This is a genomic window from Pseudomonas sp. E1BtOHC1 (assembly GCF_058744285.1).
In genome coordinates this window covers 1,023,185-1,037,761 of record NZ_CP196023.1, presented here as the reverse complement: position 1 = coordinate 1,037,761, position 14,577 = coordinate 1,023,185, and the positions used below count along the sequence as shown (strand labels likewise).

Sequence of the window (14,577 nt, the reverse complement as noted above, 5' to 3'; positions counted from 1 at the left end):
GCTTGCTCCCGCTGGGGCGCCAGCCCGACCTGACCGGAGCCGCAGCACGGCCTCAAGCTCAGATCCCCGCGCTGGCACTGGCCTGTTTCAGCCCCGACTCCGGCACGCTCACCGCCGTTTCCGAACGCGGTGTGCCCTGGGGCACCCAGTCGTAGCCCACCGGCAAGGCGCGGTACACCCAGTTGCTGATGGCCTCGCTGCCCGGAGCCTTGCCCAGGTAAGGGCTGACGTATTCCCAGACGATTTCGCCGCTGGCAGTGACCTGGAAGAAACGCCCGTTCATGCCCTCGTCGATCAGCGTGTTGCCGTTGGGCAAGCGCCGCGCGCTGCTGATGAACGAGCTGTAGAAAGCCCAACCCGGCTGCCGGGAACTGGCAGCGCTGTACTGCCAGACAATCTGGTTCTTGATCGGGTCGATCTCCAACACCCGGGAACCGGCGATCAGCCCCAGGGGCACCGAGGGATAGCCTGCCGTGCCCTGGTTGTCGAACACCAGCAAGTGACCTGCCCCCGGCAAGCCGGCAGGAATGATGTGGGCATCATGCTGGCCGACGAACTGGTCCACCGGACGCGGCACCTTGGCCACGGTCTTGGGGTTGATCGGCGCCAGGTTTGGCCCCAGACGCCAGACCACCTTGCCGCTGTGCTTGTCGAGGATGGCAATGAAGTTGGCGTTGCGGGAATCGATCAGCAGGTTGTCCGGGGCGAAGCGTTTGTCACCCGCGTCGAACCACTGATTGGGGCCCACCACGCTGAGGTTGTTGATGTGCAAGTAGTCGGGGTTATCGGTGCCGTACACCAGCTTCAATTGCGCCGCAGTGAAACCGACTTCCTTGAGGTGCTCGGAGGCCAGCCACTGCCATTTGACCTGGCCGTCGGGGCTGACTTCATAGATCGCATCGTCGATCACCTGAGGCACCTTGAAGCCCGCCACCTTGTGCACCTTGTTGGCCAGCACCAGGGTGTTGCCATTGCTCAGGCGGCGCTGGTCGTGGTGCTGCTGGGCGGCGCCACCGGGTGCCTGGTCGCCCCACTGCCAGACCACCTTGCCGCTCCAATCCAGCTCGCCGACGCTCTGGTTGCCCAGGCCGTTGCCCGCCGAACCCAGGGGCCCCGGCTCCTTGTCCTTGAGCTGTAACAGCACCCGGCCGCGCTCGCCGTTCACCAGTTGCGGGTCGATGATGGCCGCGGGGAAACCCGCCTGGGGCCAATTCTTGACCTCGTTGCCGTTCATGTCGATCAGGTGCGTCTGTTTATCGGCGCCGCTGAAAATCACGTACTGATTGAAGGCCTTGTCCAGGTCGTAACGGGTCACTCCGGTGGGATAGACGCTGGGGGCGGCCTGCACCGCCGAGGCCAGCAAGGTGGCGCAGATCAACAAAGGCAAAGAGGTTTTGACGCGCAGCATGACGAGCACTCCTGTTCAGGTCGAAGGGCGCCGGATAACCCGGCGCAAGGTGCGTGAAGCCGGGTTTCAGAAGTCGTAGCGGCCAGTGACACCCAGGGTTCGCGGTGTGCCCAGCAGGCCTTCGTAACCGCCGTTGCCGCCGGTCCAGAGGGTGGTGTAGTAGGTCTTGTCGAAGGCGTTCTTCAGCCACAGCGAGACGTCCCACTGGCCCTGTTCGTAGTTGCCGCGCAGGCCGGTGGAGAGGTTGACCACGGCGTAGCTGGGGATCTGCCCGTACTGGGAATCCTCCACGGTGCCCACGGCCTTGGAGCGGAACGCGTAGCTGGCGGTGACGTACTCTTCCAGGCCGTTGTCCAGGTTCCACTTGTATTCGCCGTTGGCGTTGCCGATCCATTTCGAGGCGCCCACCACCTGGTGGCCGCTGAGGTCGCACGAGGCCGGGGCGCCGGGGCGCAGGCTGACTTCCGGCGGGCATGGCGCGTCCTTGTAGGACAGGTAACGCACGTCGTTGTAGGAGCCGTTGAGGTTCAGGGTCAGGCCACGAATCGGCACCAGGGTGCTTTCCACTTCCACCCCCCGTGAGCGCACCGAACCGGCGTTGGTCAGGTACTGCACGCGGTTGGCATCGTCGTAGGCGTTGGTCTGGTAGCCATTGACCTGGGTCCAGAACAGGTTGGCGTTGAGTTGCAGGCGGCGGTCCCACAGGGTGCTCTTGAAGCCCAGTTCCGCGTTGTTGGCGCGCTCGGTGCCGATCAGCAGCGAATCGGCGCCGGCGGTGGGCGCCGAGCCCACCGTCAGGTTGACCCCGCCGGATTTTTCACCGTGGGACAGGGTGGCGTAGCCCAGCAAGTCGTCGGTGATGCGGTAGCTGAGGTTGAGCAGGCCCGAAGGGCTGGTGCTGTACTGGTTGAGGTCGCCGGAGTCATAGGCCCCGGTGCGCCCGCGGCGAGCGTTGGCGGCAGCCCCGGCCACCGCCGCGCCACCCAGCGGTGCGTTGCGGCTGACCCAGGCACTTTTTTCCTCGTAGGTGCCGCGCAGGCCGGCAGTGAAATCCAGGCGCTCGGTGAGGTGCCAGGTGCCCTGGGCGAACAGAGCGAAGCTGTTGGTCTGGATGTGCCCGTTGCCGACGCTGCTGACGTTGCTCAGGGCGCCGGCCGGGGTGCCGTTCCAGATGTCCGCCTTGGGTCCGTAATAGGCGAAGGATTTGTTGTCCAGGTCGGAGCCGAAGTAGTAGGCCCCGAGCACGTAGTCGAAGAAACCACCCGTGGGCGAGGCCAGACGGAATTCCTGGGACCACTGTTTGTCCTCCACCGACACCCCGGCGTTGTAGGTGGCCGCCACGTTGAGGCCATCGTCGTTGCGCGGGGTGAAATTCCACCAGCGGTAGGAGCTGACCGAAGTCAGGGTGAAGTCGCTGGGCAGGGTCCAGTTGGCCTCCAGGGACGTGCCGCCCTGGAACACCGTGACATGCTGGTCGTTGTCCAGGTTGACCTTGCGGTGCGAACCGTTGACCAGGGTCGCCCCGGCCGCCGCCGCACGCGACTCATAGACATTGGTGCCATTGATGGTCGGCCCGGTGCTGTACAGCACTCGGGTGCCGGCACTGGAGTCCTCTTCGTTGTAGTCGCCGATCCAGCGCAGGTTGAAGCTGTCATTGGGCTTGTACAGCAACTGTCCGCGAAAGCCCTGGCGTGATCCGCCGTTGAGGTCATGGCCGTCGAATTCGTTCTTGATGTCGCCGTCGCTGCGGGTGCGATAGGCGGAAAAACGCCCCGCCAGCTCATCGGTCAGCGGCCCGGAAATGGTGCCCTTGGTCTGGAAGTAGCCGTCCTCGCCGAGGGAGGTTTCGATGCTGCGCTCCGGGGTGAAGCTCGGCGCCCGGGTGCTGATGTTGATCACCCCGGCGGTGGTGTTCTTGCCGAACAGGGTGCCCTGGGGACCGCGCAGCACTTCCAGCTGTTCGATGTCCATCAGGTCGAACACTGCCATCCCCGGCCTTCCGAGGTAGACGTTGTCAATGTACAGCCCGACGCTGCCTTCCAGGCCGTCGCTGGCCGGGTTGTTGCCCAGGCCACGGATCGACACGCTGGACTGGCGCGCATGCATGTAGGCGACGTTGACGCTGGGCACCAGTTGCTGCAGGTCCTGGATGCGATAGACCCGCTGGCTCTCCAGGGCCTGGCCGCTGACCACGCTCATGGGCGTGGGCACGCTCTGCGAGCTTTCCTCGCGACGCCGGGCGGTCACGGTCACCGTCTGCAATTGGCCGTCGTCGGCCTTGGCCTTGTTGGCGCTGCTCTTGGCCGGGGCGGCTTGCGGCGCCGCGGCGTCTTCGGCCCAGCTGGGCGTCCAGCTCGCGCTGCCGGCCAGCAACAGCGCCAGGGGCAGGCGCTTGAGCCGCCGGTGCGAGAGGGGTGAAGCAAGGGACAACGGGCTCATGGGCGGCTCCTGGTCAGAAAATATACAGCCTTGTATATTCCTTAAAGTTATTTATTTATGTTTTTACAAAGATTTACTGCATAAGAGATTGCCTTTATAAGGAGTCGACCTAATGCATAGCCAATGCATTTCCCCGATATTTTTTATGTGAAAAATGCATATCGATCTGCGCCAGCTCCGTCACTTCATCGCCCTCGCTGAACAGCGCAGCTTTGTCGCCGCTGCAGCGGCGGTGAACCTCTCGCAATCAGCCTTCAGCCGCAGCATTCAGGCTCTGGAACACAGCGTCGGTTGCCAGTTGGTGGATCGCGGGCGCAAGGACCTGGCGCCCACCAAACAGGGCCAGTTGCTGCTGGAACATGCGCGCCGGCTGGTCAGCGGGGCCCAGCAGATGGCCAACGAGATCAGCCAGTTCAATGGCCTGGAGGCCGGCGAACTGCGCTTCGGCTGCGGCCCGGCACCGGCCTCGGGATTGATTCCCCGAGCCATCGGCAGCTTTATCGGGCGTTACCCCAAGGCCCGGGTGCAGTTCCAGGTGGATGATTGGCAAAGCCTGAGCAAGCGCCTGCTCAGCGAAGAGTTCGAGTTCTTCGTCGCCGACACCCGGCACTTCGAGGCCGATCCGGACTACCTGACCCAGCGCCTGCGCCCACGCAAATGGCATTTCTGCTGCCGCGCCGGGCATCCCCTGGCCCAGCGCGCCAGCGTCAGCGCCGGAGAACTGATGAGCTACCCACTGGCGGTGACCATCCGCCCGCCCAACCTGCGCAAGGTCATCGTCGACCTCTGCGGCAAGCCGGACTTCACCCCCAATGTGGAATGCGAAAACAGCTACAGCCTGCTGGGGGTGGTCATGCGCTCGGACGCCATCGGCATCGTCGGCTCCTACAGCGACGCGTTGCACAACGCCAAGGGCGAACTGGTGTGCCTGAAGATCGACGGCCTGGCCGATGACCTGGAAGAGCTCTACACCCGCTACGGCATCGTCAGCCGCGCCGGCTATCGCCTATCGCCCCTGGCCGCGGCGATGATCGAAGAGATCAAGGCCATCGACGAACAGGACGAGGACCTGTGCAGCCTGGACAACCTGGCAGTCTGAGCCACCTGCATGCTCTCACCGTAGGAGCCGGCTTGCCGGCGAAGAGGCCCTTGAGCCTTGCAGCGCTCTCAGTGACGCCTTCGCTGGCAAGCCAGCTCCTACAAGGCCACGCCGTCCGCACACGGCGTGGGGGGGCCGGTCGGTATTGCATAAAACGCATCGAAACTATTCGGCAAATGCGCTTGCCGGAAACCACCGCCGGAGGCGAAAAACCTCGCCTGTCTTCCCCTCGGTGAACCCCATGTCCAATACCCTTCCACCCGTGCGCAATGTGCTCTACATCATGTGCGACCAGCTGCGCCGGGATTACCTGTCCTGCTACGGCCACCCCCATCTGCACACCCCGAACATCGATCGTCTGGCCGCTGCCGGGGTGCGCTTCAGCCGCGCCTACACCCAGGGCACCATCTGCGGTCCATCGCGCATGTCGGCCTACACCGGGCGCTATGTCAGCAGCCACCAGGTGGCCTGGAACGCCGTGCCCCTGCCCCTGGAGGAGCTGACCCTGGGCGACTACCTGCGGCCCCACGGCATTCGCACCGCGCTGGTGGGCAAGACCCACGCCACGCCCAATGTCGACGCCCTGCAACGCCTGGCCATCGACCCCGAAAGCCCGCAGGCCGAGGCGCTGAACGAGGTCGGCTTCGAGCCCTACTTGCGCCACGACGGCATCTACCCCGACGACCCGATCTTCGACGACAAGCGCGATGCGGCGCCCTACACCCACTACTTGCGCAATCTGGGCTACGACGGCCGCAACCCCTGGCACGACTGGGCCAACGCCGGGGCCGGCGAGCAGGGACAAATCCTCAGCGGCTGGAAGATGCGCAACGCCCACCTGCCGGCCCGAGTCGCGCAAGAGCATTCGGAAACCGTCTACACCACCGACCGCGCCATAGACTTCATCCGCGAACAGGGCGAACAGCCCTGGTGCCTGCACCTGTCCTACATCAAGCCCCACTGGCCCTATATCGCACCCGCGCCCTACCACGCCCTGTATGGTCCGGAACAGGTTATCCCGGCCGTGCGCGCCGAGCCCGGGCAACTCAGCGATCACCCGGTCTACGCCGCCTTCCGCCAGCATGAGGAAAGCCTGAACTTTTCCCGGGATGAGGTGCGCCTGAACGTAGTGCCGACCTACATGGGGCTGATCAAGCAGGTGGACGATCAACTGGGCCGACTGTTCGATTTCCTCCAGAACAACGGCCGTTGGGACGACACGTTGATCGTCTTCACCAGCGATCACGGCGACTTCCTCGGCGACCATTACCTGGGGGAAAAGGAGTTTCTACTGGAGCCGGCGGTGGGCGTGCCGTTGATCGTCCGCGACCCGCGCACAGCGGCGGACACCAGCCGCGGCAGCGTGGATGAACGCCTGGTGGAAACCATCGACGCCCTGCCGACCTTCCTCGATGCCCTGGGGCTGCCGGGGGCCGAACATCGCCTGGAAGGACGCTCGCTGATCCCGCTGCTGCACGGCGCCGAAGCGGACTGGCGCCGCTACGCCATCAGCGAATACGACTACGCCTTCCAGGCGCCTGCGCGGGAGCGCCTGGGCCAGCCCATCGACCGCTGCCGCATGACCATGGTGCGCAGCGAACGCTGGAAGTACCTGGCCTATGACGGCTTGCGCCCGCAGCTGTTCGACCTGCACAACGACCCACAGGAGCTGCATGACCTGGGGGCCGACCCGGCCTATGCCGCGGTGCGTGAGGAACACCTGGAGTATCTGCTGCAATGGCTGCGCGGCCTGAAACGCCGCACCACCATCAGCCATGAAGAAATCGACCTGCGCGGCCAGCGTTTTCGCTATGGCGAACCGGAAAGCGAGAAGCTGGTGCAGATCGGCGTGTGGTAACCCCCGGCAACCTTCCATCCCGTAGGAGCCGGCTTGCCGGCGAAGAGGCCCTCAAGTCTTGCAGCACTCTCAGGGGCGCTTTCGCTGGCAAGCCAGCTCCTACAGCGGGCAGGTTCATCGCATAAATTTCCGTAGGGGCGCTCAGAGGCCTTTGAGGGTCTGGCTGCGTTGGCCGTGGACGCCCACCGGAACGTCGCCCTTGAGGGTCACGCGGCGCACGATACGGTCCTGGGTGCCGTAGTCGTCCACGGCGTAGTGCTGGGTCGAGCGGTTGTCCCAGATCGCGACGTCACCCGCGCTCCAGCGCCAGCGTACGGTGTTTTCCAAGCGGGTGACGTGGCTCTGCAGCAGGCCGAACAGGTGCGCCGAATCAGCCTGGGAATAGCCCTTGATGCGCTTCACGAAATGCCCCAGCACCAGACTCTTTTCGCCGCTCTCGGGGTGCACGCGAACGATCGGGTGCTCGGTCTCGAACACTGTGGAGGTGAACACTTTGCGATAGCGCTCCAGCTTCTCGGCCGAGACGTCCGGCTTGGCTCCTGCGTAGTCGTATTCGTTGCTGTGCACCGCCCAGAGCTTGTCCGCCAGTTCCCGCAGTTCCGCCGAAAGTTCGTTGTAGGCAGTGGCGGTGTTGGCCCACACCGTGTCGCCGCCGGAAGCCGGGGCCACCACCGAGCGCAGGATCGAGGCTTTAGGGTAGGCGTCGACGAAAGTCACGTCGGTGTGCCAGGAGTTGGCGCGCTGGCCCTCGGCACCGTCCAGCTCCAGCAGGTAGCGGGTACCGTCGCGCACCGGCACGGTGGGGTGGGCCACGGGCTCGCCCAGCAGGTGGGAGAAGGCTTCCTGGCTCTGGTCGTCGAGGTGGGTCTGGCCACGGAAGAAAATCACCTTGTACTGCACCAGCGCCTGCTGGATGGCTTCCACGGTGGCGGCGTCGAGCTCGCCGGAGAGTTGCACGCCACGGATCTCGGCGCCGATGCGACCGGCCACCGGGTGGATATCAAGGGCATGAACAGCGGGTTTAACGGCTAAGGCGGCATTGCTCATCAGATACACCCTCATCGACTGCTTACGGTTGGAACCGCCGCGAAACAACGCTCTATCTATATTCAATTTAGATCTAATAGATAACTACATGCTTCGTTGACGGAATAAGAGCTTGCATTTAAAACCTCATTCCTCACTCGTCGCAAATGCCTTCGAGCTATTTTTCGGATGCCGGGAAAGCATATGGATCTTCGCCAATTGCGTTACTTCATCGCCCTCAATGAACACCGCAGTTTTGTCCGCGCCGCCGACGCCATGGGCATCACACAACCGGCGTTCAGCCGCAGTATCCAGGGCCTGGAGCAGGAGTTCGGCTGCGTGCTGGTGGACCGTGGCAACAAGGATCTGCGCCCCACCCCGGAAGGCCAGGTGGTGCTGCAGCACGCCTTGAGCCTGGTCCAGGGCGCGGCCTTGCTCAGCAGTGAAGTGACCCAGATGACCAAGCTCGATGCCGGTGAGGTGCGCTTCGGCTGCGGCCCGGCGCCGGCGGTGAAGCTGGTGCCCGATGCAGTGGCGCAGTTCACCAGCGCTCATCCGAAAGTGCGCACCTGCTTTGCCGTGGACAACTGGGAAAAACTCAGCCGCAGCCTGAACCGCGAAGAGATCGAATTCTTTATCGCCGACATCCGCCATTTCGAGGCCGATCCGAACTACCAGACCCAGCCCCTGACGCCCAAGCGCGGGGTGTTCTTCTGCCGTCCCGGGCATCCGCTGCTGGCCAAGGAGAGCCTGTCCACCAACGACATGTTCGACTACCCCCTGGCCACCACCCTGATCCCCCCGGGGATTCGCAAGCTGCTGGCCAACCTCAGCGGGCGCATCGATTTTTCACCCACTATCGAAACCGAGCATTTCCCGGCCCTGGTGAAGATCGTCCGTCAGTCCAATGCCATCGGCGTAGGCACCGCCGAGGCCTTTGCCGAAGACATCGAGCAGGGTTCGCTGGCGTTGCTGCACTGGCGCAACCTGCCGCAGAACATCGACAGCCTGAATGCCCGCTGCGGCATCGTCAGCCGCAGCGGTTTCCGCCTGTCGCCGGCGGCGCGCAAGTTGATCGAGGTATTGGTGGCGGTGGATCGGCAGGGGCACGCCATCGCCGTGTAGAACAGCTTCGCCGGCAAGCCGGCTCCTACAAGATCCCGCACGATATCCCCGCCGACCGTAAGCGCTGGCTTGCCAGCGAAGAGGCCCTCAAGACCGCCCTCGCCGACAAGCCGGCTCCAGAGTCACGCAGGAGCCTGCTTGCCGGCGAATGGTGCCGACCTCAAAGACCGGCAGCGGCCAACTGCGGTGCAACCCAGGCATCCACCTTGAAGGGCTTGCGGATCAACCGTTCCTTGGCCGCCAGATCCACCGAGTCCTGCAGTTTGCCGAGGAACACCGGGTCCAGGGTCGAAGGGAAGATCTCGCTCAAGCGCTGATCCTTCAAATCATCCTGCAAGATTACCGGCGGGTAACTGGCCAGCCCCGAGACCAGCTGGATATAGGCGTCCTTGTTGCTGTCCTGGGTCAGCCACTGCACGGCCTGCTGCTGAGCCTTGAGCAGTTTTTCCACGGCCTCTGGATGCTCGTCGACAAACTTGCCGGCGCCCACCAGCACGCTCTGCACGCTGCCGGCGCCGCCCAGGTCCTTGGTGCTCAGGGGCAGCTCAGCCAGCCCCTTGCTGCGCAGGGCCGAAAGCCCGGTGCTGCCCCAGGACGCATCGATCTGCTTGGCCGCCAGGGCCGCCACCGCCGCGTTGAAGTCGAGGTTGACCACTTTCAGGTCCTTCTCGCTCAAGCCCCGGCTGGCCAGGGCCGCATCGAACGAGAGCTGGGTAGCCGTGCCACGGAACACCGCTACACGCTTGCCCTTGAGGTCTTCCAGGGTCTTGATTCCCGAGCCCGGCACCACGCCCAGGTAGTGCTTGACCCCACGGGCCGAGGCGCTGAGCAGACGCGTATCCAGGCCATTGGACTTGCCGATGATGGCCGCCAGATCCCCGAGATAGGCCAGGTCGACCTGACCGTTGGCGAAGGCCTCGTTGATCACGGGCCCGGCGCCCTTGAAGAAATTCCACTGGATCTTGATGCCCTGGTCGGCAAAGGCCTTTTCAAAGATCTGTTGCTGGCGCAGCACATCCACCACCCCGCCACCGCTGTGCTGGGTGCCGGCGCTGAGGTCGGGCACGGCGATGCGGATTTCCTTGAGCTCGGCGGCCTGGGCCAGCAGCGGCAGGCAGCCCAGCAGTCCCGCCAGGGCCGGCGCGGCGAACAAGCTGATGACGCGTTTGAAGGGAAGGTTCATGGGTGCGGCTCCTGGTGACAAAGGCTGTGAGGAGCAGAAGGTAGGCACGGAATCGATCAACATTTAAATACTATAAATTCACATTTTAATAACCATATTGAATAAACCAGCTGTCACGGGCGTCCCCGGGGACATGCATGAAATGCATGAAAAATATTCTTCAAATGCATTGGATGCGTGTCGGCTAGAAGCCTTAAATGGCTTCTCTTATCGCTTAATAGAATTGATGAGAATTTTAATAGATCACAAACGCATATCACGTAGAAGCCGGCTTGCCGGCGACGAGGCCCGCCAACCCTGCATCGCCCGCAAGGGCTGATTCGCTGGCAAGCCAGCTCCTACGGCATCGACCAACGCCATGCAGTACCCGACGACGGAGGTCATCCATGGCCCGTGTTTCCCTGCTCAGCCTGCCCCTGGCGGCGCCGTCCGATGGACGCCCGGGCTGGACCGTAATCCATCAGCGCCTGTTGCCCTGGCTGCTGCCCCTGAGCCTGTTCGTCCTGTGGTGGCTGGCCAGCCGCAATCAATGGATGAGCGAGCAGATCCTGCCGGCCCCGGCCCTGGTCTGGAGCAGTGCTCTGGAGCTGGCCCACGGCGAGCTGTGGAGCCATCTGGCAATCAGCCTGCAACGGCTGTCCTGGGGCTTGTTGGCAGGCATCGCCGCCGGCGCCCTGCTGGGGGGGGCCCTGGGCTTCAGCCGGCGCCTGGAGCGTTTGCTGTTCCCGACCTTCGGCGCCCTGGCGCAGATCCCGACCCTGGCCTGGATTCCCTTGTTCATGGTGTTTTTCGGCATCGGCGAAGTGCTCAAGCTGGTGGTGCTGATCAAGGCCATCGTGGTCCCCGTGACCCTGCACACCCTGGTGGGCGTGCGTGATGCCCAGCCCAAACTGCGGGAAGCCGCCGCAGTGCTACGCCTGCCCCCGGCCTTGCTGATCCGCCGCCTGGTGCTGCCGGCCGCGCTGCCGGCGTTCATGGCCGGGGTACGCCTGGCCCTGGCCACCGGCTGGACCTCGTTGCTGGCGGTGGAACTGCTGGCCTCCAGCGAAGGCATCGGCTACTTGATGGTCTGGGCGCGGCAGCTGTTCATGCTGGATATCGTCTTCGTGTGCATCCTGGTGATCGGCGTGCTGGGGGTGTTCATGGACCGCGGCATCGGCTGGCTGGATCGCCAGCTGGTGCACTGGCCGCACCCGGCCACCGCTGCACTGCGCCGTGGCCCGCGCTATGCAGGCTGGCAGCGCCTGCAACCCTGGCTGCTGCCCCTGGCCTTGCTGGCCCTGTGGCAAGTGGCGAGCGATCGGCAGTGGGTCGATGCCAACATCCTGGTGAGCCCGCTGGCGGTCCTCGCCACCACCGTCGACGGTCTTCTGGACGGCAGCTTGCTGGGAGGCATGGGCCTGAGCCTGGGCCGCGCCCTCGGCGGCCTGGCCCTGGGTGGCGGACTGGGCTTGGCCTTTGGCTTGCTGCTGGGGCTGTCGCGCCTCAGTGAACGGCTGCTGGGCCCGACCCTGGCCGCCATTCGCCAGATCGCCATTTTCGCCTGGGTGCCGTTGCTCACCGCCTGGTTCGGCCTGGGGGAACTGGCCAAGTGGGTGTTCGTCGCCCTGGCTGCCTTCTTCCCGTTGTTCATTGCCACCCAGCGCAGCGTTGCCCAGCTTTCGCCACAACTGGCGGAGGCCGCCCAGGTGCTGCGCCTGAACCTCTGGCAGCGCTTGCGGCGCCTGGTGCTGCCCGGCGCGGCGCCGGGGATTTTCGCCGGCCTGCGCATCAGCCTGATCTACGCCTGGATGGGCACCATCGGCGCGGAATACTTCATGCCGTCCAACGGCGGCATCGGCAGCCAGATGATCAGCGCCCAGCAACTGCTGCGCATGGACCTGATCATGGCCGGCATGCTGCTGGTGGGCCTTACCGGGGCCCTGCTCAACCTGCTGGGCCAACAACTCGAAACCCGCGCCACCCGCTGGAGACACGCATGAACGCACCCCTGGTCAGCTTCAATCACGTGGGCAAGAGCTTCCCCGTCGCCGGTGGCGAGCTGGAGGCGATCCGCGAATTCAACCTGGACATCGCCGACGGCGAATTTGTCGCCATCGTCGGCTCCAGCGGCTGCGGCAAGTCCACCCTGCTGCGCCTGCTGATCGGCCTGGATACCGAGTTTCGCGGCGAGATCCGGGTCGATGGCCAGGCCGTCAGTGGCATCGGCAGCGAACGCGGCATCGTGTTCCAGGAGCACCGTTTGTTCCCCTGGCTGACCGTCGCCGAGAACATCGGCCTGGGCCTGGTCAACGAGCCCCTGAGCGCTGCCGAGCGCCAGCGGCGGATCGATGATTTCATCGAGCTGGTAGGGCTCAAGGACTTTACCCGGGCCTATCCCCATCAGCTCTCCGGCGGCATGGCGCAACGGGTGGCCATTGCCCGTGGGCTGGTGGCCAGCCCGCGCATTCTGCTGCTGGACGAACCTTTCGGCGCCCTCGATGCCCTGACCCGCCAGCAGATGCAGGACGAACTGCTGGCGATCCGCGAGCGGGCAAGAATCACCACGGTGCTGGTGACCCACGATGTCGAGGAAGCGATCTTCCTCGCCGACCGGGTGGTGGTGATGGCGCCGCGCCCGGGACGGATCAAGCGTGTGGTCCAGGTGGCGTTGGCGCACCCACGCCAACGCAGCAGTTTCGACTTCCACCAACTGCGTGAAGAACTGCTCCACGAACTCACCAGCGATGATCACTACCAGGCGCCGCAGCCGGTGCAGATCCGCGACCTGCCCTTGACCTTCATTGCTTGCTGAACAGGAGTGCCACGATGCCGCAACGTCCCAACTTTCTAGTGATCCTGGCCGACGACCTGGGCTTCTCCGACCTCGGTGCCTTTGGCGGCGAGATCGCCACGCCGAACCTCGATGCCCTGGCCTTCAACGGCCTGCGCCTGACCGATTTTCACACCGCCCCCACGTGCTCGCCGACCCGCTCCATGCTGCTCACCGGCACCGACCATCACATCGCCGGGATCGGCACCATGGCCGAAGCCCTGACCCCCGAACTGATCGGCAAGCCGGGCTACGAGGGTTACCTCAATGACCGCGTGGTGGCCCTGCCGGAGCTGCTGCGCGAAGCCGGCTACCAGACCCTGATGAGCGGCAAATGGCACCTGGGGCTGACCGCAGAGCGCGCGCCCCATGCCCGGGGTTTCGAGCGTTCGTTCTCGCTATTGCCAGGAGCGGCCAACCACTACGCCTTCGAGCCCACCTACGACGAACACACCCCCGGGCTGCTGAAATCCACTCCGGCGCTGTACATCGAGGACGACCGTTTCATCGATGAACTGCCGGCGGATTTCTATTCCTCCGATGCCTTCGGCGACAAGCTCTTGCAGTACCTCAAGGAGCGCGACCAGAGCCGGCCGTTCTTCGCCTATCTGCCGTTCTCGGCGCCCCACTGGCCGCTGCAGGCCCCCGAGGACATCGTCGCCAGATACCGTGGCCGCTATGACGCCGGCCCCGAGGTGCTACGCCTGGAACGCCTGGAAAGACTCAGGGCCCTGGGCCTGATCGATGCCGAGGTTGAGCCCCACCCACTGATCAATCTGAACACCGAGTGGGACGCCCTGAGCGATGAACAGCGGCAGGTTTCGGCACGGGCCATGGAGGTGTATGCGGCGATGGTCGAGCGCATGGACTGGAACATCGGCCGAGTGGTGGATTACCTGCGCCAGCAGGGGCAGCTGGACAACACCCTGATCCTGTTCATGTCCGATAACGGCGCCGAAGGCGCGCTGCTGGAGGCCTTCCCCAAGTTCGGCCCGGAGCTTTTGACCTACCTCAACCAGCACTACGACAACCGCCTGGAGAACATCGGCCGGGCCAACTCCTACGTCTGGTACGGCCCGGCCTGGGCTCAGGCCGCCACCGCGCCGTCACGGCTGTTCAAGGCCTTCACCACCCAAGGCGGGATTCGTGTGCCGGCGCTGCTGCACTACCCGCAGTTGCCGCTCAAGGGGCAGATCAGCCATGGCTTCGGCACGGTGATGGACATCGCCCCGACCCTGCTCGACCTGGCCGGCGTGCGCCACCCCGGCAAGCGCTGGCGCGGGCGCGATGTGGCGCCACTGCGGGGCAAGTCCTGGCTGGGTTTCCTCTCCGGCGAGACCGCCCGGGTGCATGACGAACACACGGTGACCGGCTGGGAACTGTTCGGCCGCCGGGCGATTCGCCAGGGCCAGTGGAAGGCGGTGTACATCCCCGGGCCGGTGGGCCCGGCGACCTGGCAGCTGTATGACCTGGGCCAGGACCCGGGGGAGATTCACGACCTGGCCCAGCGCCAACCGGAAAAACTGCGCACGCTGCTGGAGGAATGGCAGCGCTATGTGGATGAAACCGGGGTGATCCTCAGCGAATCGCCGTTCCAGCCGGATTGACCCTGTGGGAACCGGCTTGT

10 protein-coding genes are annotated in these 14,577 nt (G+C 64.6%); 6 read left to right on the top strand and 4 right to left on the bottom strand.

All coding sequences use genetic code 11. The annotated features are described in order from the left end of the window. Nucleotides 1-58: 58 nt before the first annotated feature. Together ACSSVC_RS04815 and ACSSVC_RS04810 are read right to left on the bottom strand one after the other, a co-directional pair. Nucleotides 59-1,408, bottom strand: coding sequence for an aryl-sulfate sulfotransferase (locus tag ACSSVC_RS04815; protein ID WP_492612035.1), 1,350 nt, complete (start codon nt 1,406-1,408; stop codon nt 59-61). 66 nt (nt 1,409-1,474) lie between these two features. Beyond that, a complete protein-coding gene (locus ACSSVC_RS04810; RefSeq protein ID WP_346634073.1) occupies nt 1,475-3,847 on the bottom strand; it encodes a TonB-dependent receptor in 2,373 nt (790 codons plus the stop codon). Nucleotides 3,848-4,001: 154 nt separating this feature from the next. On the opposite strand from ACSSVC_RS04810, the gene ACSSVC_RS04805 reads away from it, so the two are divergent. Beyond that, the gene (locus ACSSVC_RS04805) at nt 4,002-4,946 is read left to right on the top strand and encodes a LysR family transcriptional regulator (protein ID WP_346634072.1); all 945 of its coding nucleotides are present in this window, start codon (nt 4,002-4,004) and stop codon (nt 4,944-4,946) included. A gap of 241 nt (nt 4,947-5,187) precedes the next feature. Further along, nucleotides 5,188-6,804, top strand: coding sequence for an alkaline phosphatase family protein (locus tag ACSSVC_RS04800; RefSeq protein ID WP_492612034.1), 1,617 nt, complete (start codon nt 5,188-5,190; stop codon nt 6,802-6,804). Nucleotides 6,805-6,945: 141 nt separating this feature from the next. Here the strand turns inward: ACSSVC_RS04800 and ACSSVC_RS04795 are convergent, their stop codons facing one another. Further along, nucleotides 6,946-7,851 (bottom strand): TauD/TfdA dioxygenase family protein, encoded by a 906-nt coding sequence (locus tag ACSSVC_RS04795; protein WP_346634070.1) that lies wholly within the window; start codon nt 7,849-7,851, stop codon nt 6,946-6,948. A gap of 183 nt (nt 7,852-8,034) precedes the next feature. On the opposite strand from ACSSVC_RS04795, the gene ACSSVC_RS04790 reads away from it, so the two are divergent. Further along, the gene (locus tag ACSSVC_RS04790; protein WP_253130215.1) at nt 8,035-8,955 is read left to right on the top strand and encodes a LysR family transcriptional regulator; all 921 of its coding nucleotides are present in this window, start codon (nt 8,035-8,037) and stop codon (nt 8,953-8,955) included. A gap of 160 nt (nt 8,956-9,115) precedes the next feature. On the opposite strand, the gene ACSSVC_RS04785 is transcribed toward ACSSVC_RS04790, so the two are convergent. Then, nucleotides 9,116-10,138 carry an ABC transporter substrate-binding protein gene (locus tag ACSSVC_RS04785; protein WP_492612033.1) on the bottom strand — a complete coding sequence of 341 codons (1,023 nt, stop codon included), beginning with the start codon at nt 10,136-10,138 and terminating at the stop codon, nt 9,116-9,118. 386 nt (nt 10,139-10,524) lie between these two features. On the opposite strand from ACSSVC_RS04785, the gene ACSSVC_RS04780 reads away from it, so the two are divergent. The 3 genes from ACSSVC_RS04780 to ACSSVC_RS04770 are packed head-to-tail and all read left to right on the top strand — an operon-like array spanning nt 10,525 to nt 14,557. Continuing rightward, nucleotides 10,525-12,120 carry an ABC transporter permease gene (locus ACSSVC_RS04780; RefSeq protein WP_346634067.1) on the top strand — a complete coding sequence of 532 codons (1,596 nt, stop codon included), beginning with the start codon at nt 10,525-10,527 and terminating at the stop codon, nt 12,118-12,120. Continuing rightward, complete coding sequence (locus ACSSVC_RS04775; RefSeq protein ID WP_346634066.1) at nt 12,117-12,932, top strand: ABC transporter ATP-binding protein; 816 nt, start codon at nt 12,117-12,119, stop codon at nt 12,930-12,932. The genes ACSSVC_RS04780 and ACSSVC_RS04775 overlap by 4 nt, the downstream gene beginning before the upstream one ends. A 14-nt stretch (nt 12,933-12,946) precedes the next feature. After that, entirely contained in the window at nt 12,947-14,557 is a 1,611-nt protein-coding gene (locus ACSSVC_RS04770; protein WP_492612032.1) for an arylsulfatase, read from the top strand. Nucleotides 14,558-14,577: the final 20 nt, after the last annotated feature.

Excerpts from the sequence above, each read along its gene's own strand:
- ACSSVC_RS04815 (WP_492612035.1), bottom strand. The coding sequence starts at position 1,408 with ATGCTGCGCGTCAAAACCTCTTTGCCTTTGTTGATCTGCGCCACCTTG.
- ACSSVC_RS04810 (WP_346634073.1), bottom strand. The coding sequence starts at position 3,847 with ATGAGCCCGTTGTCCCTTGCTTCACCCCTCTCGCACCGGCGGCTCAAG.
- ACSSVC_RS04805 (WP_346634072.1), top strand. The coding sequence starts at position 4,002 with ATGCATATCGATCTGCGCCAGCTCCGTCACTTCATCGCCCTCGCTGAA.
- ACSSVC_RS04800 (WP_492612034.1), top strand. The coding sequence starts at position 5,188 with ATGTCCAATACCCTTCCACCCGTGCGCAATGTGCTCTACATCATGTGC.
- ACSSVC_RS04795 (WP_346634070.1), bottom strand. The coding sequence starts at position 7,851 with ATGAGCAATGCCGCCTTAGCCGTTAAACCCGCTGTTCATGCCCTTGAT.
- ACSSVC_RS04790 (WP_253130215.1), top strand. The coding sequence starts at position 8,035 with ATGGATCTTCGCCAATTGCGTTACTTCATCGCCCTCAATGAACACCGC.
- ACSSVC_RS04785 (WP_492612033.1), bottom strand. The coding sequence starts at position 10,138 with ATGAACCTTCCCTTCAAACGCGTCATCAGCTTGTTCGCCGCGCCGGCC.
- ACSSVC_RS04780 (WP_346634067.1), top strand. The coding sequence starts at position 10,525 with ATGGCCCGTGTTTCCCTGCTCAGCCTGCCCCTGGCGGCGCCGTCCGAT.
- ACSSVC_RS04775 (WP_346634066.1), top strand. The coding sequence starts at position 12,117 with ATGAACGCACCCCTGGTCAGCTTCAATCACGTGGGCAAGAGCTTCCCC.
- ACSSVC_RS04770 (WP_492612032.1), top strand. The coding sequence starts at position 12,947 with ATGCCGCAACGTCCCAACTTTCTAGTGATCCTGGCCGACGACCTGGGC.